At 68.9% G+C, this 22,280-nt stretch carries 19 protein-coding genes and 2 pseudogenes; 4 read left to right on the top strand and 17 right to left on the bottom strand.

The window, feature by feature from the left end:
- Positions 1-75: 75 nt before the first annotated feature.
- Entirely contained in the window at positions 76-924 is an 849-nt protein-coding gene (locus tag ACWD5F_RS04830) for a hypothetical protein (protein WP_451251124.1), read from the bottom strand.
- A gap of 600 nt (positions 925-1,524) precedes the next feature.
- On the opposite strand from ACWD5F_RS04830, the gene ACWD5F_RS04825 reads away from it, so the two are divergent.
- Entirely contained in the window at positions 1,525-1,722 is a 198-nt protein-coding gene (locus ACWD5F_RS04825) for a hypothetical protein (RefSeq protein WP_451252307.1), read from the top strand.
- Between the two features lie 243 nt (positions 1,723-1,965).
- Here ACWD5F_RS04825 and ACWD5F_RS04820 read toward each other — a convergent pair.
- From ACWD5F_RS04820 to ACWD5F_RS04810, 3 genes and pseudogenes are all read right to left on the bottom strand, one after another.
- A pseudogene (locus tag ACWD5F_RS04820) lies at positions 1,966-2,315 on the bottom strand (IS5/IS1182 family transposase); the annotation flags it as partial.
- Positions 2,316-2,519: 204 nt separating this feature from the next.
- Positions 2,520-3,587 carry an ArsR/SmtB family transcription factor gene (locus ACWD5F_RS04815; protein WP_451251122.1) on the bottom strand — a complete coding sequence of 356 codons (1,068 nt, stop codon included), beginning with the start codon at positions 3,585-3,587 and terminating at the stop codon, positions 2,520-2,522.
- Between the two features lie 451 nt (positions 3,588-4,038).
- Positions 4,039-4,509, bottom strand: a complete 471-nt coding sequence (locus tag ACWD5F_RS04810) for a hypothetical protein (RefSeq protein ID WP_451251120.1) — start codon at positions 4,507-4,509, stop codon at positions 4,039-4,041.
- Positions 4,510-4,984: 475 nt separating this feature from the next.
- Between ACWD5F_RS04810 and ACWD5F_RS04805 the strand changes: the two genes are divergently transcribed.
- Positions 4,985-5,239: a hypothetical protein gene (locus ACWD5F_RS04805; RefSeq protein ID WP_451251118.1), complete on the top strand. Its 255-nt coding sequence runs from the start codon at positions 4,985-4,987 to the stop codon at positions 5,237-5,239.
- Here ACWD5F_RS04805 and ACWD5F_RS04800 read toward each other — a convergent pair.
- The 3 genes and pseudogenes from ACWD5F_RS04800 to ACWD5F_RS04790 all read right to left on the bottom strand — a co-directional run.
- A pseudogene (locus ACWD5F_RS04800) lies at positions 5,232-5,645 on the bottom strand (LuxR C-terminal-related transcriptional regulator); the annotation flags it as partial. The gene ACWD5F_RS04805 and the pseudogene ACWD5F_RS04800 overlap by 8 nt on opposite strands.
- A 106-nt stretch (positions 5,646-5,751) precedes the next feature.
- Positions 5,752-6,846 carry an ornithine cyclodeaminase family protein gene (locus ACWD5F_RS04795; RefSeq protein ID WP_451251116.1) on the bottom strand — a complete coding sequence of 365 codons (1,095 nt, stop codon included), beginning with the start codon at positions 6,844-6,846 and terminating at the stop codon, positions 5,752-5,754.
- 37 nt (positions 6,847-6,883) lie between these two features.
- Positions 6,884-7,648, bottom strand: coding sequence for a class II aldolase/adducin family protein (locus ACWD5F_RS04790; RefSeq protein WP_451251114.1), 765 nt, complete (start codon positions 7,646-7,648; stop codon positions 6,884-6,886).
- Between the two features lie 117 nt (positions 7,649-7,765).
- On the opposite strand from ACWD5F_RS04790, the gene ACWD5F_RS04785 reads away from it, so the two are divergent.
- Positions 7,766-8,569 carry a FadR/GntR family transcriptional regulator gene (locus tag ACWD5F_RS04785; protein WP_451251112.1) on the top strand — a complete coding sequence of 268 codons (804 nt, stop codon included), beginning with the start codon at positions 7,766-7,768 and terminating at the stop codon, positions 8,567-8,569.
- A 140-nt stretch (positions 8,570-8,709) separates the two neighbouring features.
- Positions 8,710-9,720, top strand: coding sequence for a cupin domain-containing protein (locus ACWD5F_RS04780; RefSeq protein ID WP_451251110.1), 1,011 nt, complete (start codon positions 8,710-8,712; stop codon positions 9,718-9,720).
- Between the two features lie 65 nt (positions 9,721-9,785).
- Here the strand turns inward: ACWD5F_RS04780 and ACWD5F_RS04775 are convergent, their stop codons facing one another.
- From ACWD5F_RS04775 to ACWD5F_RS04730, 10 genes are all read right to left on the bottom strand, one after another.
- Positions 9,786-10,673, bottom strand: a complete 888-nt coding sequence (locus tag ACWD5F_RS04775) for an AAA family ATPase (protein WP_451251108.1) — start codon at positions 10,671-10,673, stop codon at positions 9,786-9,788.
- Positions 10,674-10,689: 16 nt separating this feature from the next.
- Positions 10,690-11,757, bottom strand: coding sequence for a cupin domain-containing protein (locus tag ACWD5F_RS04770; RefSeq protein WP_451251106.1), 1,068 nt, complete (start codon positions 11,755-11,757; stop codon positions 10,690-10,692).
- Positions 11,758-11,806: 49 nt separating this feature from the next.
- The gene (locus ACWD5F_RS04765) at positions 11,807-13,036 is read right to left on the bottom strand and encodes an MFS transporter (RefSeq protein WP_451251104.1); all 1,230 of its coding nucleotides are present in this window, start codon (positions 13,034-13,036) and stop codon (positions 11,807-11,809) included.
- Between the two features lie 3 nt (positions 13,037-13,039).
- A complete protein-coding gene (locus ACWD5F_RS04760; RefSeq protein ID WP_451251102.1) occupies positions 13,040-14,176 on the bottom strand; it encodes an ABC transporter ATP-binding protein in 1,137 nt (378 codons plus the stop codon).
- An 18-nt stretch (positions 14,177-14,194) separates the two neighbouring features.
- The gene (locus tag ACWD5F_RS04755; RefSeq protein WP_451251100.1) at positions 14,195-15,994 is read right to left on the bottom strand and encodes an ABC transporter permease; all 1,800 of its coding nucleotides are present in this window, start codon (positions 15,992-15,994) and stop codon (positions 14,195-14,197) included.
- 6 nt (positions 15,995-16,000) lie between these two features.
- A complete protein-coding gene (locus tag ACWD5F_RS04750; RefSeq protein ID WP_451251098.1) occupies positions 16,001-17,110 on the bottom strand; it encodes an ABC transporter substrate-binding protein in 1,110 nt (369 codons plus the stop codon).
- 54 nt (positions 17,111-17,164) lie between these two features.
- Complete coding sequence (locus tag ACWD5F_RS04745; protein ID WP_451251096.1) at positions 17,165-18,268, bottom strand: ABC transporter substrate-binding protein; 1,104 nt, start codon at positions 18,266-18,268, stop codon at positions 17,165-17,167.
- A 276-nt stretch (positions 18,269-18,544) separates the two neighbouring features.
- Positions 18,545-20,119, bottom strand: coding sequence for an ethanolamine ammonia-lyase reactivating factor EutA (locus tag ACWD5F_RS04740; protein ID WP_451251094.1), 1,575 nt, complete (start codon positions 20,117-20,119; stop codon positions 18,545-18,547).
- A gap of 30 nt (positions 20,120-20,149) precedes the next feature.
- Complete coding sequence (locus ACWD5F_RS04735; protein ID WP_451251092.1) at positions 20,150-21,283, bottom strand: ethanolamine ammonia lyase-activating protein; 1,134 nt, start codon at positions 21,281-21,283, stop codon at positions 20,150-20,152.
- 94 nt (positions 21,284-21,377) lie between these two features.
- On the bottom strand, positions 21,378-22,142 hold the full coding sequence (locus ACWD5F_RS04730; protein WP_451251090.1) for a 2,3-bisphosphoglycerate-dependent phosphoglycerate mutase: 765 nt from the start codon (positions 22,140-22,142) through the stop codon (positions 21,378-21,380).
- Between the last annotated feature and the right edge of the window lie 138 nt (positions 22,143-22,280).

Here is a 22,280-nt window from a genome sequence, read left to right as displayed (position 1 = left end):
GACCCTTCGGGGCTCGGCCCGCACGCCTTTGCGTCCGGACCGGCTCAAGGGCTGTGCCGTGGTGGGTTGTTCCGGCTACTTCACATTGGTCCTGAACCCGTCGTTGGGCGTGGGCTGAGTGGCGTATGGCCCGTAACACAGGTCAAAGCTCCAGTCCTCGTCTTTGACGTCGGCCGCTTGGAGGGCCGGAATCCTGACCCGTGCCTCTGTTCCGACAACCGCGAAACTGTTGTCGGACTGGAAGCAGCCCAGGTAGATGGTCTCCCCGCTCCTGATGTAGGCGGTCCTGCCGCTTTCCTGTACAGCTAGGTCCTGGTGGAGGATGACCTTTTGGAAGCTGGCGGTGCTGCCGACCGATTCGGGCGGATTGATGTACGCCCGTGCTCCGTTTTCGGAGGCTCCCGGCTGCGTGGTATTCATGTATGTAGGGGCGAAGAGCCCCATGAGCGCAAGCAGAGCACCGAAGCTACCAGCGGCGGCCTTTCTGCTGGATCCGGTCCGGGACGTGTACTTCCGTAGGTACTCCAGCTCAAGGTCAGACGGATCGTTGTTCGCCCATTTCAGAACCTCTCGAAAGCAATCGGCAATGTACTGATTGTGATCAGGTTTGTTGTAGCTGCGGACGCTATCGATCCAATATTGGGCAAGAGTAGGCCTTGTTACCCGCGGTTTAATCAGGATTTGCTGTACTCCTAGTACGTGCTTCCAGCTGGGAGGGCGCTTATGTGTCCCTGTTGCCCGGAGGAACTCGGAGACTTTTCCGCAAGAAGAGAATAGTCGCTTGCCGTGGCAGCATTTCGCGTGCAACGAGACATAGCGAAGGCTGAGCTTGTTGTAGTCAATTTCTTCACGTACGCAGGTGAGTAGATTTTTGTGCGCCTCGGGGGCGTTCTTGCGAATTCCGCCAAGTGCGGGGCCTGGCATTTAGCGCTCCACGGGTGTGTCGTCTGTTCCTGATGATTCTGGGCGTCGTGAGCTGAGCCGTTCAACATTGATGTCTCTGGCCCGCTTCCCCTGAGCACTCCTGACGCCTGATCACAGGATGCTGAACGAGGGGGTGTTTAAGCAACGGGATCAACCCTTAAGAGAACCAGAAAGGAACGTTCCCTACTTTTACTCGCTCCATCGTTCCCGCAGGTCAAAGGCAACGTTCCCAACTTTTCTGACGCCTGGATTCCTGGAAACCCGTGTATGTAGCTCAGCCGCCCGTGCATGGCGGTCCCGTTCACCCACTCAAGATCTAACTCGCCGATATGGCCGCTCCAATGTCCAATCATCAGATTGACGGTCTTTCAAGAGCTGGCCGCCGGAGCAGCCCGCTCGGTGTGGGTTACGCGTCGCCCTCGTCCTCGTCGGGCTCCTCGGGCGACGAATTCGGTGCGGCAGACTCCGCAGATGATCGGGCTGTCCTCCAGGGATTCGGGGGTTGCCTGGAGGCGGCGTACCGGCTTGCCGTCGTTGGTCCAGCACTCACAGAAGGTCGCGAACCGCTTGCCCGCGCACAACGCGCTCGGTGAGCGATCCATGACGCCGTATGTGGAGTCCGACGGGGTGGTCGCCCACGGCGCCGTCTACGCGGCGGCGATCCACCTCGACGGCACGGACCTGACGGAACTGCCCGCCTCGCGCTCCGCTCGGAGGACGATTGCCCTGCTGGTCGAGGTGGCCTGGCCGGACGACACGGCGGACGTCATCCGTCTGCCCGCGCCGTACCTGGCGTAGGACAACTGACACCGCCCACATCCCGGTCAACCCCGGCTGACCTGCGTCTGCGGCTGCCTCGGAGCCCGGTCCGGTCGGTGCCCAAGTGAAGACCGTGATGGCCCGGGTCGCCCGCGCCGACCTGGCCGACACGCAGGAGATGACGGGAGCGCTCGGCTTCGGCACCGAACATCCCTTCACCGGCACCAAGCCCAACTCACCGAGGGTTGCGGGGCGTCCGGGATGTGGTTCCCCGGACGCCCCGTGGACCCGCTTGTCGTATCTCGTAGCCACAGTCCGGAAGTTCTTGAGGGCAATAGTCGTCCGCTCGACCTCGTTACAGGGCTTGAAAATCGTCTTGTCGAAGCCGGTGGGTCGACCACCTTCGCTGTCACTGCGCCGGCGGTTGGCCCGCTGGTCTCGTGGCTCAGGTTTGGTGTGCTTGATCTGCCGCCTCCGTAGATATCGGCGGTTGCGTCGAGACGGGCAACGCGGATGCGCTCCATGACGGGGATGAACTGCGGGACGTTCCCCCAATGGCCCGGCATGACCAGGAACGCAAGCGGGTGGGGTCCGCGGGACATCAGATCAATCGCAACGGCTGCTGCTCCCCGTCTCAGGGGAGTGGGAAGCCGCACTGCTCCAAGCCGGAGGACACCGACCCTGTGAGTGAACCCGAAGCGCGTCAGCGCACGGACCAGGAATGAAGCGGCGCGGCGGACAGACCGTTAATTACGGGCGGTAGTTGCCGGTGACGGCGGCCGTCGGGATTGCCGTGTTTCTGTGTACGAAGAGGACCAGTACGGCTCTGCGTCCCGTCAGGCGGAGGGGTGCCTCTGCTGCAACAGCGCGAAACCCAGGGACGTGACGGTGTGGAACACCCCCCTGCCCTCGCGCTGGGTGGTGACCAGGTGGGCATTGCGCAGCACCTTCGCATGGTGACTCGCGCTCGCCGGAGAGATGTTCAGACGGTGGGCCAGCTCCGTGGTGCCGCATCCGCCGACGGTCGCCCTCAGCACCGCTGCTCTGGTACGTCCAAGCAGGTCGTCGAGCGACTGCACGGTGGACGCGCCGACGCCCTCCCACAGTGCGGTGTCGAACGAGGTCACACCGAGGGTGGGAACAGCCAAGGTGGGAGCCCGGGCCGGGTCCAGCGGCGGATACAGAAGTTCGGCCCGCGGTGGGGAAAACATCGTCGGCGCGATGACGAGACCTCGCCCGTCCAGGTGAACGTCCGCATCGTGCGCGTGGAGCACCTCAAGCACAGGCGGCCGCCAGCGGACCAACGGATCGCAGAGTGTGGCGAGGAGCTGCTCGACCCCGCCGTCGGCCATCGTCCCCACGTACGCGGCACGGACCTCGCTCAGATGGGAACGCACCCTGCTCCAGTAAGGAGCGACGGTGACACCGTGGCAAGCCCTGAGCGCCGCGGCCACCTGCAGGCGGGCTTCCCGGTCGCCGTCCATCAGGTTCCGGGCCCAGGATCGATGGGAGGGGTGGAAGTCGATGTTCTCCAGTTCGAGGCGCATCAGGGCGCGGGGAGCCCCCATCAAGTTGTCCACCGTCTCGTCGACGGATGCCGTGTCTCCCATCAGGCTCATCGCGTCGATCCGCGGGCCGCGCATGGGCGTCAACGCGGAGAGCGGGCCGACCTGTTCATCCAGCCGTCCACGCACCGATACCTGCCAGCGGCGGAGGGCGGGTCTCGCGTCGCGATCCCTCAACAGCCTCACACTGTCGAGCGTCTCCGCTCCCACGCCGATCGTTGCGGCTACGCGCGTCCGCGCCAGGTCCTCCGCCGTGAAGTGAATGCGTTTCACCGAGCGCCCCGTCCTACCCGTAGTTTCCGCCCACGGCAGTCTCAGCTCCGAGCGGAAGTCACGCAATGATCAATCAGGCCACGCCGGTCGCCCCGGGATCTCCAACAGGTATTCAAGACGGGCGAAAGGACAACGCCTGGACCAGGGCCTCTTTGAGGAGGGCGACAGTTATCTCATCGTCGACCCGCCTGTAGCAGCGCGGCTCCGGCCAGGCCCCTCGTCTGCTCTTGCGAGACAGCACCGTGTTTCGTTCTCCTCAGTCCTCGACTGATCCACGAGCCTGTACGACGCTGGTACTACTCCGCGCTGCACGATGGTTGGAAGTGGCTTCACGAACGATCACATGCCGCGGCGGGAGATGTCAGGGCACTGGACGAGCCGGCAGTTCGACTTGCCGGCGGCAGGTGTTGTGGCCGCAGGTCCAGCAAGACACCTGCGCCTTCTGCCGTGTGCCCGGCTCGCGGTAAGAGCGGCAGTTGCGCGGGTCCTTGGTCAGACCGCTCCTGCGTGCCCGGTCTCAGGGTGAGGCGGTGGCGCCCTGTTGGATCAGCTCGTTGGTGACCTCCTCAATGGCTTGGTTCAGTGCTTCCTCCGGCAGCTTGCCGCAGATGCTGTAGCCCTCGACGGCGTCGATGCCGCCGCCCGTGGAGAGGAGTTCGTCCTTGATCCAGGCCCGGCACTCGGGGCTGACGCTCGTGGTGGTGGTCTCGGTGGGCAGGGCGCTGTTGAGGGCATCGCTGACTTGGTCGGCCATGAGCTCGCCCGTGAACTTCTGGAGCGTCTTGTTGTCGATGCCGTCGCACTGGGGCGGGCGGGAGCCGGGGGCGGCCGACGCACCGGTGTCGATGGCGTCCTGGAGCTGCTTGCGCATAGCGGCCTTGCAGTCAGCCGGGCCAGCCTGGGTGTCGCCTCCGCTCCCGCTGCTGCAGCCGGCTGTGAGGGTGGCGAGGATGAGCATGGCGGCGCTGGCGGCTGTGCGGGTGTTCATGGATCCCCCGGGAGCGTTCTGGTGCTGAAAGGGCATCATGCGGTGCGCGCGGAAGCTGTGTAGGCACTGTGACCGTGTTGTGTTGCTGTGGGTCCGCCGCCCCGCGCTCGCCGCGACCGTCCCGGCAGCGCAGCACGCAAAGTGCGCACAGATCACCCAGTACCAGGCTGGCGCAGCCTACCGGATGGACCGCTACAACGCGTCCCGGGGAGCCACCCTGCCACCCTGGCTCTCATCCACGCCGCGATGGACGCCCGTCGACTGGGCGCTGGCCTTCACCTCCCGCTGGACTGGCTTGCCGACGCCGCCTCCGGCTACCTCAACGACGACGAGTACGGCAGCCTCGACGGCAACTGGCTGACCCAAGCCCTCGCCTACGCCACCACGCCCTGCAACGGAATCCCCGGCATCCTCACCCTCGTCCAACAGCGACGCCGAACCCCCATGGGGCTACCACCTCTCCTTCCGCACTCGGATGTCCCTGAACGTCCGCAACTTCACCCCCACTCCGCAGACGGTGTCCGTGCGCGCGTGTCCCACCGGAGGCTGGTCGGCGCGGGCGCACGGCCCGACTCGGATCTCGGTCCGCCCGCAGGGCCGTACCACCATGGATTTCACGCTCACCGCGGACCGCGGAGTGCGGCGCGGGACTGACCACCGACTGGAGTTCACGGCGCCCCTCGGCGACGGCGAGGTACCGCCTTCGGTGTCGCTGATCCGCCTCAGGTGACGAGGCCGTGCCGGTAGGCGTAGACGACCGCCTGGACGCGGTCGCGGAGTCCGAGTTTGGCGAGGATGCGTGACACGAACGTCTTGACGGTCTCCTGGCTGATCACGAGCGTTGCGGCGATCTCGCTGTTGGACAGGCCGTCCGCGATGAGGCGGAGGACCTCGAGTTCGCGGGGGGTCAGCGGGATGTCGTGCGGGGTGCGTTCGGTGGGACGGATCCGGGCGGCGTAGCGGCCCACGAGCTGGCGTGTCACCTCGGGGGCCAACAGGGCCGCGCCCGAGGCCACGGTCCGTATGCCGTGCAGGAGTTGGGCGGGTGGCGCGTCCTTGAGCAGGAAGCCGCTGGCCCCCGCGCGCAGCGCCGCGTAGACGTACTCGTCCAGGTTGAACGTCGTCACCACGGCGACAGGAGCGCTGCGGCTGTTCCGAACGCTAGGGATCAGACGCCCCCAGATCGTCACCGCACAGTGGACACCTGTGTGTAGCTCGCACGGGGGGCAAGGTGGAACCGGTTCAGTCGCGGATGTCCTGCAGCAACCATTCGCGCGGGATCTCGTGCCCCAGACCGCGTTCGCGGGCCCGCTCGTAGACGATCGCCGCGACGGCGTGGAACTGCGCGCCCTGGATGTTGCCGCGTTCCGAGAACGTCACCTGTTCCTCGTCGTCGCGGGCCCGGTCGTGGCCGGCGAGGACGGCGTCGAGACGGACCCGGCGGGCCCGGCCGGGCGGGGACTTGGGCCCCCGCCCGTGATGGTGACGCCAGACCGGGGCGTCGGGCTGGGCCCGGTAGGACACGTACTCGTCGTCGGTCGCCCAGCCCGGCGTGGACACGGGTGTGCCGGCGCTGCCCAGCCGCAGCCAGACGGCGAAGCGGTCCCGTGCCGCCGCGTCGGGGTGGCCGCCGACGCAGGTCACATGCGTGCCCGGGGACAGATGACCGCCGAGGACGACATCGCCGACGGCATCGGTGCAGCCCGCCACGATGTCGGCGCCGCGGTGGGCCAGTTCGGGCTCGTCGACCGCGACGACGTCCAGTCCGTGCAGCTCGCGCATCTCCGCCGCGAAGCGCTCGCGATGGGCGCGGGTGGGGCTGTGGACCTGGACGCGGGCGAGCGGACGTACGGCGCGGAAGGCCTCGATGTGACTGCGGGCCATGCCGCCCGAACCGAGCAGGCCCAGCACCCGGGCGTCCTCGCGGGCACCGAGGCGTACCCCGATCGCCGAGTCGGCCCCGACCCGCAGGTGCTGGAGCAGACCGTCGTTGAGCAGCGCGAGCGGTTCCCCGGTGCGTGCGTCGAGCAGGAGGACCAGTCCGCAGAACTTTCCCGGCCGCACGCAGTACTTCTCCTGTGTCCGCAGACCGGGTGGGCCGGTCTCTGTGAGCACGTCGGACTTCATGCGCAGGGCGACGTAGCCGCTGCGTGCGGAGCCGCCCTCCATGGTTCCCCAGCGGTAGACCCGCGTGTCGTCCACCGGCAGGTTCAGGTCGATGCGGGGACGGCACACGCCCACGCCTTCGGCCAGGTCCCGGTAGGACTCCTCAAGTGCCCGCACCACGTCGGGCATGGTGAGTACGGCGGCGGTGACCTTGTTGTCGAGGACGAGCATGATCCTCCGCTCGGTCGGATCCGGGGGCGTCGCGCGGTCAGCCGCGCAAGGGTGTGTCCGGGCCTTCGTGCGCCACCCGCGCGGCGAGATGGCGCCACATCGCCGACACGTTGAACGACGGTCCCAGATCGGGCAGTTCGGCGATGTCCTCGTCGGGAATCGGCCGCAGGGGAGCGCCGGTGGCGGCCGCGGCGAGGGTGACACGGGCGAGGGAGTCGACCGCGAGCGCCCGCGCGACGGCCTCGGCGACGGCGTGCACCGGGTCGCCCGTGCCCACGGCGACCAGGCCGTGCCCGCGCAGCACGACGACCGGGCGATCGCCGAGCGCGGCCACCATCTGCTCACCCAGGTCGCGGCGGCGGATCAGCGCCGAGCGGGGCCAGACGGGGATGCCGTCATGGGCGAGACGGGCGGCCGGGATGTCGTACGAGCCGATGAGGGGCAACCAGGGCAGATCCGCGACGGACGCGGCGACCACCGCCGGCGGATGGGCGTGCACCACGGCAGTGACCTCGGGCCGGGCACGCAGCACCTCGGTGTGGATGGGCAGTTCGCCGGGCACGTGCCAGTCGGCCGGGACGTCACCCTTGCCGTCGAGGTCCACCTGCCGCACATCGTCCACGACGGTGAAGGCGAGTCCCCGCTCCTGGGGCCCGCGCCCGCGCACCAGCAGGGTCTCGGGGCCGGTGCGCGCGCTGACGTGGCCGAGGATGTGCTCCACCAGCCCGGTGACCGCGAGCGCACGACACGCGAGAGCTACGCGCTCGCGCAGCGTCTCGTAGGAGCCTTCCAGGGATGTCATCGCCGCGGTCGCTCTCCTCGGTCGGAACGCCCCGAAGGCTATTGGACTGTTGGTATGACTTTAATCCATTGCGTAGGATGACGTCAACGAACCCTCTGACCATGGGACACTGCGCACATGCCATCGCGACCCAGTCAGCCTCAACCTGCTGAGACCGCAGCCGGGACGACCCCTGCGAAGAAGGCCGCCCCGGCGGACGGTCTGTTCAAAGCGGTCTCGTCGAGCCGGGTGTCCCAGCTGATCGTCGAGCAGATCCGGCTGCTGCTGAAGGAAGAGCGCCTGCAGCCGGGCGACCGGCTGCCCAGTGAACGTGAGCTGTGCGTGCAGTTCGGCGTCAGCCGGGTGACCGTGCGCGAAGCCCTGCGCAGCCTGGAGGCCAGCGGCCTGGTCGAGATCCGGGTCGGCGCCCGTGGCGGGGCGTTCGTGACGGTCCCCTCGTCGCAGCGTGTGGGGGAGGGGCTCGCCGATCTGCTCTCCCTGTCGCCGCTGACCGCCGCGGAGGTCACCGAGGCGCGGCTCGTCTTCGAACTCGGCATCGTGCCCCTCGTCGTCGAGCGCGCGACCGACGAGGACATCGAGGACCTGCGCGCGCTGTGCGACGAGCACGCCGAGGCGGTCAAGCAGGGTTCGTACGACATGGAGATGTCCGCGGACTTCCACACCCGCGTCGCCGCCTGCACCCACAACACCGCGATCGAGATGCTCGTCCAGTCCTTCCACGGCCCGCTGCTGATGAGCCTGCGGGAGGCGCAGAGCGTCGAGCCGCAGATGGGGCGGCAGGGCTCCAAGGAGCACCGCAAGTTCGTCGACGCGGTTGCCGACCGTGACGCCGAGACCGCCTCGGACATCATGCGGACGCACATCAGGCGGACCGCCTCGCGCGTGAAGGGCGGTGCCCCCAAGCGGGCCGGATCCGAGTGATCCACGACTGACGGAGCCCGGGTCCTGTTGGGCCCGGGCTCTTTTGTGCCTCACGTTAAGGGATTATGGTTAGACCATCAGTCATTGTGTCGGTCATTGCAGCAGGCACTGCAAGCGTCACAGTCATCACAGGAGGAACCATGGGGAAGAAGGGACGCGTCTTCGTCCGCGGCCTGACCTCGGAGACCTACGGGCTCGGGGAGTTCCGCCGCCAGCAGCTGGCCGTCAAGCGGGTGCGCGACGACTCGGTGGTCGTCGACGACGCGAAGGTGGGCCACTCGGGCGACAGCGAGAAGTCCCGGACGTGGTGGCGGGTGGGTCCGGGTGACGAGGAGTTCCTCACCCAGACGATCCAGGTCCACTTCGTCGAACTCCCGCCGGAGTCCAGCAACCACGGGCACGGCCACCAGAACGAGGCGGCCTTCTACATCCTCCAGGGGCGTGGGTACGAGATCCACGACGACCAGCGTTACGACTGGACCAAGGACGACCTCGTCTTCGTCCACACCGACTCCGTGCACCGGCACTTCAACCCCTACGACGAGACCGCCACCGCACTCGTGGTGAAGGCCAAGAGCACCTGGATGTTCATGGGCCTGCTGCAGCAGGGACGCAGCGGCCCGGTCGAGCGCGAGACCGAGTTCGGACCGCGCGAGGACTGGTCGCGCATCTGGACCCCCGGCGTGCTGGACCGCAAGAAGGTCATCGGTGTCGGTGACACCACCTGGGAGGACACTCCGCTCGGCCGCGTGCGCGTGATGTCCTCGCCCGAACGCACCGACGCCCGCATCTTCTCCATCGACGCCTTCGAACTCGACATCCCCGAAGGCAGCCGCTCCGGCAAGTACTGGAAGATGGCCGACGAGGTCTTCTACGTACTCGACGGGGGCGGTTACGCCCTCCAGTGGGAGGTCGAGGCGGAGATCGCGGAGAAGTACTACGCGCGCATCGCCAAGGAGCCCACCCGGCACGAGATCACCAAGGGCGACACGCTGTACGTGCCGCAGAACCACGTCTGCCAGCTCTTCGCCCACGACGGCACGCCCCTGCGGGTCCTGTCGGCACAGAACCGCGTCTTCAAACACCTCGGTTACGACACGGTGCACTTCATGGAGGACGCACCCGGGTACGAGCCCGCGCAACAAGCCTGACAGGCCCACGAGTTCGGCCCCACACCCTTCCTGCGGGGTGTGGGGCCGAAGCGTTTCCCGGTACGTCAGCGCTGTTCCGCGGTGGCCTCCTCCGCGGCCGCGACAAGGTCGTCGAGGCCCAGCAGCGCCGGGTCGCGCGCCGTCTCCAGACGCATGGCCAGCGCCCCGTGCACGGTCTTGCGGATCCGGCGCCCGTCCAGGCCGTACAGCAGCTTGCCCACCCGCCGGTGCACGGCCGAGTCCTCGGCCAGCACGGCCAGTTCGGGCCACTGCGCCGCCAGACCGCGCAGCGAGTCGGCGACGATCCGCGGGACGAGCGACTCGTCGGGCAGCTCCGTGCGAACGACGAGATCGGCCCGTGACAGGAACGCCTCGTCGACGGCCTCGGCGAAGTTCGTCGTCACCACCAGCAGTGTGCCAGGACGCTGTGCGCGCAGCGCGTCCAGGCCGCTGAGCACGGCGTCCGTAGCCCGGTGCACATCGACGGGGTTGGTGTCGAACGAGGCCGAGTGCCGCCGTACGGCGAGTGCCTCGACCTCGTCGACGAGCACGACCGTGTGCGGACGGCGGGCGGCGAGCTCCGGCAGGGTCTCCCGGAACAGCCGGGAGACCGATCGCTGGCTCTCGCCGAGCATCTCGCTGGGGAAGGCGTGCGGATCGACCTCGACCAGCGTGGTCGCCCCGTGCGGGGCCAGCGTGCGCGCGGCGGCCTGGGCGAGCCCCTGGGCCAGCGTGGTCTTCCCGGTGCCCGGCGGCCCCGCGAGGACCACCAGTCCGTGCGGGGCCACGGCCGAGCCGGCGAGCCGCCGCCCGTGCCGCAGCACGAGCACGGCGGTCGCCAACAGCCGCTCTTTGAGCCGGGGTTCGACGATCACGGAGTCCCACGGCCCGTCGTGATGGTCGGCGGGCAGGGCGTGGATCCCGCAGACGCCGTGCGGCAGTGCCTCGGTCACCGCTCGTGGCCCCCGTTCACGGCCACGTGGGCCGCGTCAGCGCAGGCCACTGGATCGTCGACGGGTCGCCGGCCTGCGCGTCGCGGATGTGCTCCGGCGGCTCCTCGAACAGCACCAGCGGATCGCACAGCGCGCGCATCGTCTCCAGCAGGCTGTCGAACATGTGGATGCGGACCACCTTCGCCGTCAGCTCCGGGTGGCTGTTGAGGTGCTGGTGCCACAGGAAGTGGTCCACGACGATGAGGTCGCCCTTCTTCCACGGGTGCCGCTCCCCGCCCTCCGGCTCGGTGCCCAGATAGCTCTCGCCGGAGCCCTCGACGACATACAGCCAGGCCTCGCCCGGGTGCCGGTGCATCGACTGGGCGCGGCCCGGGCCGATCTCGAACATGGCCATCGTGATGCCGGACGCCTGATAGCCGATGGCACGGTCGAGGAGGAACGTGGTGCGGGTGCCGCGCGGGGTGTTGCGCAGTTCGAGCTCGTCCCAGCTGGTGTGCAGCCGGCCCGAGCGGCGGGCCTCCTGGTCACGCGCGAGGCGACGCAGCCTGGTCGCGTAGGGATCGGCGCCGTCGCGGCCGGGGGAGAACGCGGGACGCGACGGCAGCTCGGCCACGGGAGTGTGTCCGGCGTCCTCCAGGACGGCCATGCCCATGGTCTCCAACAGTGGCGCGCTGGAGAAGGTGAGGTAACGCGTCGTGGCGTCCCCCTCGTTGCCGCTGCGGTGCCAGGACCAGGCCGGCAGGTGCAGGGAGTCGCCCGGCCCCCAGTCGATGCGCTTGCCGTCGATCTCGGTCCAGCCCCGGCCCGCCACCACGAACACCATGGCGTCCCAGGAGTGCCGGTGCAGCGTGGTCGTCGTCCCGGGGTCGATCTCGTGGGCGAGCGCGTCCATGGTGCGGGTCGGCCGGTCGCCGTCGGCGCCGACGTAGACGCCCACGCGGCTGCCCCGGTCGGTCGGGTGCATCACGACGTCCTCAAGGGCGACGACCGTGCGGTGGTGGGTGCGCCACTCCTCGATGAACGCGGCTCGTCGGCGTTTCTGGACGTGGTAGTGGGTGACTTCGGTCGTGGTGTGCGTACTCAACTTGGCTCCCAACGGGCGGATGTGAGCGGGGAGTTCGAGGAGATGTGGGTCAGGGGGTGGCGGGCTCCGGCTGGGGCACGCGGTACTCGCGGACGGTGCGGCTGCGTACGGCGCTCGCGGCGGAGACGACGGCGGGCACCAGACCGCCGGCGGTGAGAGCCCCGATCGGGCCGAGAGCGGCGGCGAACAGGCCCATCGCCGAGTCGCCGATCGCGGGGCCGCCGCGCGAGCACATCTGGTAGATGGCCGAGACCCGGCCGCGCAGTCCGTCCGGGGTCTCGACCTGGACGGCGGCGTGGCGGACGGTGGTCGCGACCGCGTCCGCGGCACCGAGGGCGACGGCCATGACGATCGCCACGGGGAACACGCGCGCCTGGGCGAGCCCCACGACGGCCAGGCCGTACGCGGCCGTTCCCCACAGCACGATCCGTCCGGCCCGTGCCGTGCGCACCAGCCGGAACACCCACACCGAACCGATCAGGGCCCCGGCAGAGGGCGCCGCGGACAGCAGGCCGTAACCGGTGGCACCGACGTGCAGGACGGTCGCGGCGAAGGCCGGCAGCAGCACCCGGTAGGCGCCGAACACCGTGGCCGTCATGTCCAGGCCCATCAACTGCCAGACCACGGGCCGCCGGGCGACATACCGCACGCCCTCCCGCAGGCTCTCCAACAGCGACCGCCGCTCAGTGTCGACGACCAGCGGCGGTACGCGCAGCACGGCCAGGACGACGACGAGGGCAGCGTAGGTGACCGCGTCGAAGACGTAGACCGCGCCCGGGCCGCCGGCCGCGATCAGGACACCCGCGAAGGCGGGCCCCACCAGCACGGCCAGCTCGCGCGAGGGGTTGAGCAGTGCGAAGGCGTCCACCAGGCGCTCGCGGGGGACCATCGCGGGGATCAGGGCCTGCCTGGCCGGCTGGTCGAAGGTGGCCGCCGCCGTCGCGAGGAGCGAGGAGACGACCACGGTCCACACCGTGGCTGCACCGGCCAGTGTCACGGCCGCCAGTCCCGCCGACACCAGCAGCGCGACGCCCTGCGTGGCCTGCAGCAGACGCCGCCGGTCCAGCCGGTCGGCATAGATCCCGCCGGCCGGCGACAGCACCAGCAGGGCCACCGCCTGGGCGAGGCCGACCAGGCCCACCTGGGCGGTGGAACCGGTGAGTTGGTAGACCTGGTAGAGATTGGCGGCGACGGCCCCCCGGGTCCCGATCTGGGAGAGGACGACGCCGCTCCAGTAGAGGGTGAAGTCGCGATGGCGCAGTACCTGGGGTATCGGCATCGCTCAGTCGACCGGGACCAGCGTCACCTTGTCCGGGGCCACCGTGAAATGGACGTCCGTCCCCGGCGGGATCGACAGGTTGGGGTTGGAGCGGTTGCGGATCTCCAGGTCGCCCACGCCCACGATGTGGTCGACGACGTCGCCCATGAAGGCACGGTTGCGGATCGTGCCCGCCCACTCGTTGGGCACGTCGCCGCGCGGCTCGCGGGACAGGTCGACGCACTCGGGCCGGATCGACAGGAGCACCGTGTCCCCGATCGCGGGCACGTTCTCCACCCCGCGGGCGACCATCCGGCCGTGCGCGGTGTCGGCGTGCACCTCGTCGCCGTCGACCGAGACCACCTTGGCCTCCATGAAGTTGGAGGTCCCGATGAACTCCGCGACGAAGCGCGTCGCCGGCTTGGTGTAGATCTCGCGGGGCTTGCCGATCTGTTCGATGCGGCCCTCGTTCATCACCGCGATCCGGTTGGACATCACCAGTGCCTCGGACTGGTCGTGCGTCACATAGATCGCGGTGAGGTTCAACTCGCGCTGCAGCCGCTTGAGTTCGAAGCGCATCGTCTCGCGCAGTTTGGCGTCCAGGTTGGACAGCGGCTCGTCCAGGAGCATCAGCTCGGGCCGGGTCACCAGGGCCCGGGCCAGGGCCAGCCGCTGCTGCTGGCCGCCGGAGAGCTTGGTGGCGGGCCGGGACGCGTAGGCGCCGAGCTCGATCACGTCGAGGACCTGGCCCACGCGGTCCTCGATCTCCTTGCGGCCGGGGCGCGTGGCGCGGGGGAGCACCTCGAGCGGGAAGGAGACGTTCTTGAAGACCGACATGTGCGGCCAGATCGCGTACGACTGGAAGACCATGCCGAGCCCGCGCCGGTTGGCGCGCATGTTGATGCCCTGCGTGTGGTCGTACAGGACCCGGCCGCCGAGCGTGACCCGGCCCTCCGTGGGGCGTTCCAGGCCCGCCACGGAGCGCAGGGTGGTGGTCTTGCCGCAGCCCGAGGGGCCGAGCAGCGTGAACAGTTCGCCGTCGTGGACCTCGAAGTCGACCCCGCCGACGGCGTACACACGGGTGCCCGCCGCGGAGGAGCGTTTCGCCCTGCGTCCCGCCGCTTCGTCATAACTCTTCTTGAGGGATTCGACCGTCAACATCGCTGAGGGTTCCTTCGGTTAGTTCGCGGAGTCGTTCTGCAGCCCGAAGCGGGCGCCGAGGCGGTAGGCGACGGAGACCAGCACGACGAGCAGGACGACCATCAGGACGCCCAGGGCGGCGAGGGTGGTGAACTGGCCGTTCTCGAACTGCTCCCAGATCAGCACCGACAGCACCTCCTTGCCGGGGCTGTAGAGCAGGATCGTGCTGCTCAGCTCGCGGAAGGACACGACGAGGATGTAGACCCAGCCGGCCAGGATGCCGCCGCTCATCAGGGGCAGTACGACGCGCCGGAAGGTCTGGAACCAGGAGGCGCCCGACACCGCGGCCGACTCCTCCAGTTCCGGGGACATCTGTGCCATCGCCGACGACGAGTAGCGCATGCCGTACGGCAGATAGCGCGTGCAGTAGGAGATCAGCAGGATCAGCAGCGTGCCGTAGATCGGCAGCGGCATCCGCAGGTAGACGAACGACAGCGCGAGGCCCAGGACGAGTCCGGGGATGACGATGGGGGTGAACGCCAGCAGGTCGAGCACGCGTCGGCCGGGAGCCTTGGTGCGCAGGACCACCCAGGACACGATCGAGGTCAGCAGCATCACGGCGGTGGCCGCGCCGATCCCGACGATCAGTGAGTTCTTCAGCGCGGTGAACGCCAGGGGCATGTGCAGCACCGTGCGGTAGTTGTCGAGCGTCATCTGGCTGATCGTCTTGCGGGTCGGCGCCGCGTAGTACTTGAGCAGCGAGGCGTAGACGAGGACCGCGACCGGCAGGACGACGGTGAGCAGGAAGTAGAGGATCACTCCCGCGCCGACGAAGGGCCGGGCCCGGCCGAGCTCGACCGGGCGGGGCCGGAAGGCCTTGCCGGTCACCGTCTGGAAGTTGCGTGAGGAGCGCTGGAGCCACGTCGAGAGCAGGACGCCCACCGCGGCGATGACGAGCAGGCCGATGGCGTACGCGCCGGCGGCTCCGTAGTCGACGGGGTAGGCCCGCAGCACGAAGTAGATCCGGCTGGTGAAGACGTAGATGCCGTTCTGCAGGCCGAGCAGTCCCGGCACCTCGAAGCTCTCCAGGGACTGCACGAACATCAGCAGCGCCGCCGAGATCATCGCGGGCCGCAGCAGCGGGACCGTGACGCGTCGCAGCACGGTCACCCGGCTCGCCCCCGACATCGCGGCGGACTCCTCCAGCGAGGGGTCCATCGCCCGGAAGGCGGCGACCATGAGCAGGAACGCGACGGGCGCGAGATGCAGGCCCTGCACCCAGATCATGCCCCACACGCTGTAGATGTTGATCGGTGTCGCGCCGAACAGGGGCTTGAAGACCAGGGCGTTGAGCAGTCCGCTCGACGGGTCGCCGAGGAAGATCCACGACGTGGCGTACAGGATGCCGGGGACGATCAGGGGGACGAGTGACGCGGCGAAGAACAGGGCCTTGAACGGGGTGTCGGTGCGCACCTGGATGTAGGCCAGGGTGGTGCCGAGCACGAGGGCCAGGGCGGCCGAACCGAGTGCGAACCACAGCGAGTTGAGCATCATCTCGCCGGACTGCGAGTTGCCGCCGTAGGCCCGGGAGAAGGCCCCGAAGGAGACGCCCTGTCCGTCGGCGCTCAGGAACGTGTCGTGGATGAGGTAGCCCAGCGGCACGATCGCGAGGTAGCCGACGATGATGACGGCGCCGCCGACCAGCAGTCCCTGCGGGGACAGCGGGCGGCGCAGCAGCCGGGCGACCCGGCCGGGGCCGGCGCCTTCGGCAGGCTCGGGCGCCGGAGCGGGTTCCGGATTGTCGTCGCGGGAGGTGGTGGAGGTCGGTAGGAGGGTCATCGGCCGTCACTTCCCCGCGGAGGCGACGCCGCGCAGCAGCGCGTCGTACTTCTTGTCCCAGCTGCCGTCGTCGTTGCTGAGGCCCTTGACGTCGAAGGGCACGAGGGTGATGCCGGTCAGGCTCTTGTCACCGGGGACCTTCGTCGACGGGGTCAGCCCGAGCTTGACCAGTTCCTTCTGGCCGTCGGTGAGCAGCCAGTCGTAGAACAGCCAGGCGGCGGCGGGGTGTTTGGCGTCCTTGATCATGCCGACGCCGTTGGGACGGCCGAAGGCGGGGATCGACGACTTTCCGCTCTTGGGCAGGTGCGTCACGGGGGCGCCCTGCTCGGCCGCGCGGTCGGTGATGTAGGTGTAGTTCATCGCCTCCATGGGCGTCTGGCCCGCGGTGAGGAACTGCATCATCGTCGTGTGGCCCTTGGCCACCTTGGCGTTGGCGGCGATGTCCTTCCACAGCTTGTCGACCTCGGCCTGCGACTTGCCGTGGTCCAGCCAGTACTTGGTGACGTTCTCGAACCAGTCGCTGTCGCTGACCTCCAGGGTCAGCTTGCCCTTGTACTTGGGCAGCGCCAGGTCCTCCCAGCTGTGCGGCTCGTCGCCCGGTTTGATCAGGTCGGTGTTCCAGGCGGGCTGGAAGACGTTGAAGCGGCTGGCGGTCCAGTGCTTGAACTTGCCGGTCGGGTCGACCTTGTCGAGGGCCGTGCCGTTGAAGTCGGCCAGGATGCCGTTGTCGGAAAGGGCGGTCATCTCCAGGAAGTTGGTCTCCACCGCGTCGGCGCCCGGTTTTCCGGCCTGGGCCTCCTGCATGGCGCGCTGCAGCACGGTCTCGGAGTTGCCGCGGAAGACGCTGACACTGATGCCGTACTTCTTCTTGAAGGCGTCGGCGACGGGGGTCGCGATGTCCGCGGTCATCGACGTGTACAGGGAGAGTGTGCCGCCCTCCTTCTTGGCCAGCTTCTGGGCCTCGGCGCGCTGTTGGTCCTTGGGGAGGCCGGCGATCTGCGCGTACACGCCGTTGGCCTTGGTATTGGAGGCGGTGGTGACGGCACCGCCGCATCCGGTGGTGACGGCCGCGATCAGCAGCACGGCCACGGTGAGGGTGGTTTTGCGGGTGCTCATGCGGTGCTCTCCTGGAGAGATGCGTACGGGGAGGTGCGATACGGGAAGGCGCGGTCAGTGCGCCGCGGGAACGCCGCGCAGCAGCGCGTCGTAGGCGGTGTTCCATTTCTTGGTGTCGGTCTCGGCTGTCTTCGACAGGCTGTAGGTCGTGGTGCCGGGCGGGATCGGGTCGGTGTAGCCGGGCACGTGTGCGGCGGCGGGGATGCGCAGGGACTCGGCGATGACCTTCTGGCCGGCGCCGAGGACCCAGTCGGTCCACAGCAGCGCGGCGGCGGGATGCCGGGCCCGGGCCATCAGTGCCACGCCGTTGGGGCGCAGGATCACGGGTTCGACGGCGGGCCGCCAGGCGACCGGGGCGCCCTTCTTCGCGGCCTTGTCGACGGTGTGGCTGTAGACCGAGAGGGCCACCGCGAACTGTCCGGCGCTGAGCAGTTCGCCCTGCACCGTGTGGCCCTTGACCACCTTCACGTTGGCGGCGATCTTCTTGAACAGGGCGTCGGCGTCGGCCTTGGACATGCCCTTCTCCTCGGTGAGGTACGTGTACATCGACGCGTACCAGTCCCAGTCGCCGACCTCGACGGAGAGCTTGCCCTTCCACTTCGGGTCGGCGAAGTCGGCGAACTCGGCCGGCTCCTCGCCCTTCTTGACCTGGTCGGTGTTCCAGCCGACGACGAAGGCGTTGAAGCGTTCGGCGGTCCAGCCGCCCAGGTTCTTCGCGGCGGCCTTCAGGCCCGCCTCGGCAGGGCCCTTGTAGGCGTGCAGCAGGTGCTGGGAGTCCAGGGCCCGCAGTTCGAGGTCGTTGGTGTCCATGACGTCGTTCTGCGGCTTGCCGGCGTCGTTCTCCTGGACGGCCCGCTGAAGGACCGTCTCCGAGTTGGCCCGGAAGGCGTGCACCTTGATGCCCGGGTAGGTCTTCCGGAAGGCGTCGACGAGGTCCTGGATGTCGGTGTTGGAGGTGTAGAGGTCGAGCGTGCCGCCCTCGCTCCGGGCGTCGGCGAGCAGTTTGTCGGTGCGCTCGGTGCCGGTGAGCGACTCGTAGGGGGCGTAGGGGTTCTTCTCAGGAGCGGAGCCGGCCGTGCCGACGGTGGGCGCGCCGCCGCAGCCGGTGAGCAGGAGACCCGCGGCCAGCAGGCCGGCGGGGAGAGCACCTTGACGCATCGCACACTCCTTGGACGAGGCGAACGGCTCGGGGTGCGGACGGAAGAGCACAGAGTGTGGGGGGACGCGGTCGCGCCGACGGTGGGACGGGCGGGTCGTCGGGCGGCCGGTGAACGCTTTGCGGATCGCGTCCGACCATGTCGGGTGCCTGCATGAAACAGCAGGATCGGTCTTATGGTCTAACCACCGGACCAGAGATTTGCCTTATTGTTACCAGCCGGGTCCGGCGGTTTTACAGGACCGTGCCGGGTGTCCTTTGCCAGGACGCTCGGGCGCTCAGCGGGGGTCCCGCCCGAAGACGAGCGACTTGATGGTGACCGGCACGGTGTTGGACGGTAAGCGCAGTCTGCCGAGGTCGACGTAGTCGAAGTCGCGCAGGCTCAGCCCGTCGATGACGAGCAGGTCGCCGGTGACGTCCAGCTCCTCGCGCAGCAGCCTGCCGAGGGTCATCGCGACGTCGCCGTCGAGCACGATGTACAACGGCCGCCCCGCGGCCGTGCGTTCGGCGACGGCGTCCCTGATGCCCCGCGCGAAGGGCAGCAGCCGTTCATGGCTGGGCAGCCCGCTGAATGACAGGGCGAGGGCGATGTCCGCGCCGGTCTGTGCCACGTCGAGGGCGAGCAGACGCCCGCGCACCGCGGCCTCGACCGCGCCGGGGTCCACCACCTCCCCGAGCTCGTGGACGGGGCGCAGGACCTGGAGATTGCGGCGCGGCAGCAGCGCGTCGGGATCGGAGACGCAGCCCGTGTTGCCGCTCAGCTGGACGCTGTACTCCGAGGCTCCGAGCGCGGTGGCCCGGATGCACTCGCCCGCGGGCAGCTCGGGATACGGCAGCGCTCCCGCATCCAGCCGCCGGCGCAGCGCCCGGCCGAGCCGTCGGCCCAGGTCCCCGAAGTCCGTGTCCTCGCGCCCGTAGACGTACTCCGCGACCCCGCCCGAGAACATCACTCCGTCGATCGGACCGGGGTCCGCCAGGGGATCGGTGAGGTAGAGGTCTCGGACGTGGGCGGGCGGTGGATCGCCGGTGACGGCGTCGATCAGGGCGTCGGCCATCGACTCCGCCACGGCGGTCAGCTCGGCGTGGGTGACGCTGTCGCCGGTCTTCCAGGTGAAGCCGGCCCGGGCCGCGTGGTCGCCGCCGGCCGGGTCGAGCCGGACGAGCCGGCCCGCCTCGTCGACCACCAGGAGGCGACCGCCGACGTGGAGCGCCGCGGTGGCGACGACCTCTCCGCCCTCCAGGACGGCGAACTTGGTGGTCCCGCCGCCGATGTCGACGTTGAGGACACGCCGCCGGCTCTCGTACGACACCTGCGCCGCTCCGGAACCGTAGGCGGCGAGCATCGCCTCCATGTGGTGCCCGGCGCTCGCGGTGACCAGTTCGCCCCCGCGCTCGGCGAGGATGCCGGTCACCGCCTCCGCGTTGCGCCGGCGCAGCGCCTCACCGGTGAGGATCACGACCCCGGTGTCCACGGCGTCCGGTCCGACGGCGGCCTCGCGGTAGGCCGTGTCGATGATCGAGCCGAGTCCGGCCGCGTCGATGTACTGGTCGTCGGTGTACGGGGTGAGCTCCACCGGGGACCGGTAGAGGGTCTCGCGGCGCACCACGTGGTAGCGGCTCGTGAGGTCCTCGCCGAGGCGCCGCAGATGCAGGCGCGAGAAGACGACCTGGGTGCCGGAGGAGCCGATGTCCATGCCGACGCTGTGCAGCGTGACGTTGTCCTGCCGCCAGATCGGGTTGTCCTCCAGAGCTCCGTAGTCCTCGTCGTCGTGCAGATGGTCGTGGTCGGGGAGGTGCGCCGAGTGGACCGTGCGCACCCCGTCGTCGTGGTCGTGTCTTTCGGTGTGCGGCACGGACCCGCTCCTTTGCGGACGTCGCATGGGTCAGACGGTGGCGGACTGCTCCGGCAGCGGTGGAAGCGTGGCCAGCTCGGCCTCGTAGACGGAGTCCATGCGCGGCTCCATGCCGTGCTTGGCGAGCGCGTCACGGAAGGTCTCGCGGACATACGGCGACTCGTCCGCGTAGTCGATCTGGTCGCCGCCGATGCGCTTGCTGATCCAGGCCTTCGGCACGCCCTGGGCGTTGCGCACGGAGACCACCTCGTGCTTGAAGGCGAGGTAGCGGCTCGGCTCCGGGCCGGTGTTGAAGTGCTGGTGGAACCACATGTTCGGCGGCACGATCAGCGAACCGGGACCCCACTCGTAGCGGCGGGGCTCCTCGCCCTCGGGCCACATCAGGCTGTAGCCCTCGCCGGAGAGGATGATGACGTGGGCGCCCGGGCCGTGCCGGTGGCCCTTCTTGTACGTGGCGGTCGGGAACTGCGAGATATGGCTGTTCATCGAACCCTTGGCCATCGCGAACCGGATGTGGCCGCCGCCCGCGCCGCGCTCCTTCGCCTCGATCAGCGGCAGGTTCACCGCGTCGGCGACGAAGTTCGTGTCGAGCAGCAGGCCCTTCTGCTCGCCCTTGGGGGAGAAGTAGTCGGGCTCGCCGGCGAAGCGGTCCGGGAAGTCACGCGGGGTGTCGAAGACGAAGCCGGGATCGCCGTAGAGGTTGATGACGGGCGGCATGTTGGTCGAGGAGACGAAGCGGGCCGCCTTCTTCCCCGAGCCGTTGAAGTGCTGGTGATGGGCGTTGAGCGGGATGGCGAAGATCGATCCGGCCTGCCACTCGAAGGTGACCTCGGCGCCGGCGTCGTTCCAGACCCTGGTCGAGCCCTGTCCCTCCAGGACGAGGATCATCTCCTCGAACAGCTGCCGCTGCGGGGCGAGCCTGCCGCCGGCCGGTATCTCGCAGACGTAGCAGTCGTTCGAGGTGCGGGTGGCCTCGTGGTTGATGAACACGCCCCGGCCGCCGCGCCGTTCCCACGGTTTCAGCTCGACCGTGCGCAGGTCGGGCACGTAGTGGGCGGCGATGATGTCCAGCCCTTCGGCGGCCACCCAGCGGGTGTAGGGGGATTCCTTCTCGGTGGCGAACTTCGCCGCCAGGGAGTCGCTGACGATCGCATCCTTGGCCATGTGGTGGCCCTTCCTGGTCGGCTCTGCGACACGATATGTGCGGACATTCACAGGGGGTGGATTGGTAGAACCATAAGGCCACCTCTGATGGCCGTCAACGAGTCGAACCGAGTCGGCTGCGACCCTGGGCGGCCACCTCCGCGGCGGCTGTCGCGGCTGCCTGCGGATCCAGGTAGTGCCCGCCGCGCGCAGTGGGTGTCAGGTCGTCGTCGAGGTCGTAGCGCAGGGGCATGGCCGTCGGGATGTTCAGGGCCGGCAGTTCGCCGTGGTCGAGACGGTCGAGGTGGGCGACCAGTGCCCGCAGCGAGTTGCTGTGCGCGACCACCAGCACGGTTCGGTGCGCCAGCAGGTCGGGTACCACGGCGTCGTACCAGTAGGGCAGCAGCCGGGCGGTGACGTCGGCGAGCGACTCGGTGCGCGGCAGCAGTTCGCGGGGCAGCCGCGCGTAGCGCGGATCGCGTGCGATGTCTCCCGCGGAGTTCTCCGGTACCGGCGGTGGCGCCGCGTCGTAGGAGCGGCGCCACAGGTCGAAGCGCTCGGCGCCGAACTCCCGTCGCGTCTCGCTCTTCTCCCTGCCCTGCAGGGCTCCGTAGTGCCGCTCGTTGAGGCGCCAGTGCCGGGCCACCGGCACCCAGGCCCGGCCGGCGGCTTCCATCGCCAGGGTGGCGGTGCGCGCCGCGCGGGTCAGCACGGAGGTGTGCACGGTCTGCGGCAGCAGGCCCGCGGTGAGCAGTGACCGGCCGCTGTCGCGGGCCTGTTGCTCGCCCCGCGCGGTCAGGTCCGCATCGATCCAGCCGGTGAACAGGTTCTTCGAGTTCCACGCACTCTCGCCGTGGCGCAGAAGGATCAGCGTTCGCATGCCGCCGATTGTGACCCCGTGTCCCGTCTCTTGTTTCGCGTTCTCACCATCTGGTCTAATGGACAGACCACCGGACCGGAAATGTGGCCGCAGGCCTGCCCGTCCGCAGTGGGTCAGCCGATCGCGAGAGGAAACAGG

It is taken from the genome of Streptomyces sp. NPDC002499 (assembly GCF_053595415.1).
This window is presented reverse-complemented; position numbering and strand designations above follow the sequence as displayed.

Excerpts from the sequence above, each read along its gene's own strand:
- ACWD5F_RS04830 (WP_451251124.1), bottom strand. The coding sequence starts at position 924 with ATGCCAGGCCCCGCACTTGGCGGAATTCGCAAGAACGCCCCCGAGGCG.
- ACWD5F_RS04825 (WP_451252307.1), top strand. The coding sequence starts at position 1,525 with ATGACGCCGTATGTGGAGTCCGACGGGGTGGTCGCCCACGGCGCCGTC.
- ACWD5F_RS04810 (WP_451251120.1), bottom strand. The coding sequence starts at position 4,509 with ATGAACACCCGCACAGCCGCCAGCGCCGCCATGCTCATCCTCGCCACC.
- ACWD5F_RS04805 (WP_451251118.1), top strand. The coding sequence starts at position 4,985 with ATGTCCCTGAACGTCCGCAACTTCACCCCCACTCCGCAGACGGTGTCC.
- ACWD5F_RS04795 (WP_451251116.1), bottom strand. The coding sequence starts at position 6,846 with ATGCTCGTCCTCGACAACAAGGTCACCGCCGCCGTACTCACCATGCCC.
- ACWD5F_RS04790 (WP_451251114.1), bottom strand. The coding sequence starts at position 7,648 with ATGACATCCCTGGAAGGCTCCTACGAGACGCTGCGCGAGCGCGTAGCT.
- ACWD5F_RS04785 (WP_451251112.1), top strand. The coding sequence starts at position 7,766 with ATGCCATCGCGACCCAGTCAGCCTCAACCTGCTGAGACCGCAGCCGGG.
- ACWD5F_RS04780 (WP_451251110.1), top strand. The coding sequence starts at position 8,710 with ATGGGGAAGAAGGGACGCGTCTTCGTCCGCGGCCTGACCTCGGAGACC.
- ACWD5F_RS04765 (WP_451251104.1), bottom strand. The coding sequence starts at position 13,036 with ATGCCGATACCCCAGGTACTGCGCCATCGCGACTTCACCCTCTACTGG.
- ACWD5F_RS04760 (WP_451251102.1), bottom strand. The coding sequence starts at position 14,176 with ATGTTGACGGTCGAATCCCTCAAGAAGAGTTATGACGAAGCGGCGGGA.
- ACWD5F_RS04755 (WP_451251100.1), bottom strand. The coding sequence starts at position 15,994 with ATGACCCTCCTACCGACCTCCACCACCTCCCGCGACGACAATCCGGAA.
- ACWD5F_RS04750 (WP_451251098.1), bottom strand. The coding sequence starts at position 17,110 with ATGAGCACCCGCAAAACCACCCTCACCGTGGCCGTGCTGCTGATCGCG.
- ACWD5F_RS04745 (WP_451251096.1), bottom strand. The coding sequence starts at position 18,268 with ATGCGTCAAGGTGCTCTCCCCGCCGGCCTGCTGGCCGCGGGTCTCCTG.
- ACWD5F_RS04735 (WP_451251092.1), bottom strand. The coding sequence starts at position 21,283 with ATGGCCAAGGATGCGATCGTCAGCGACTCCCTGGCGGCGAAGTTCGCC.
- ACWD5F_RS04730 (WP_451251090.1), bottom strand. The coding sequence starts at position 22,142 with ATGCGAACGCTGATCCTTCTGCGCCACGGCGAGAGTGCGTGGAACTCG.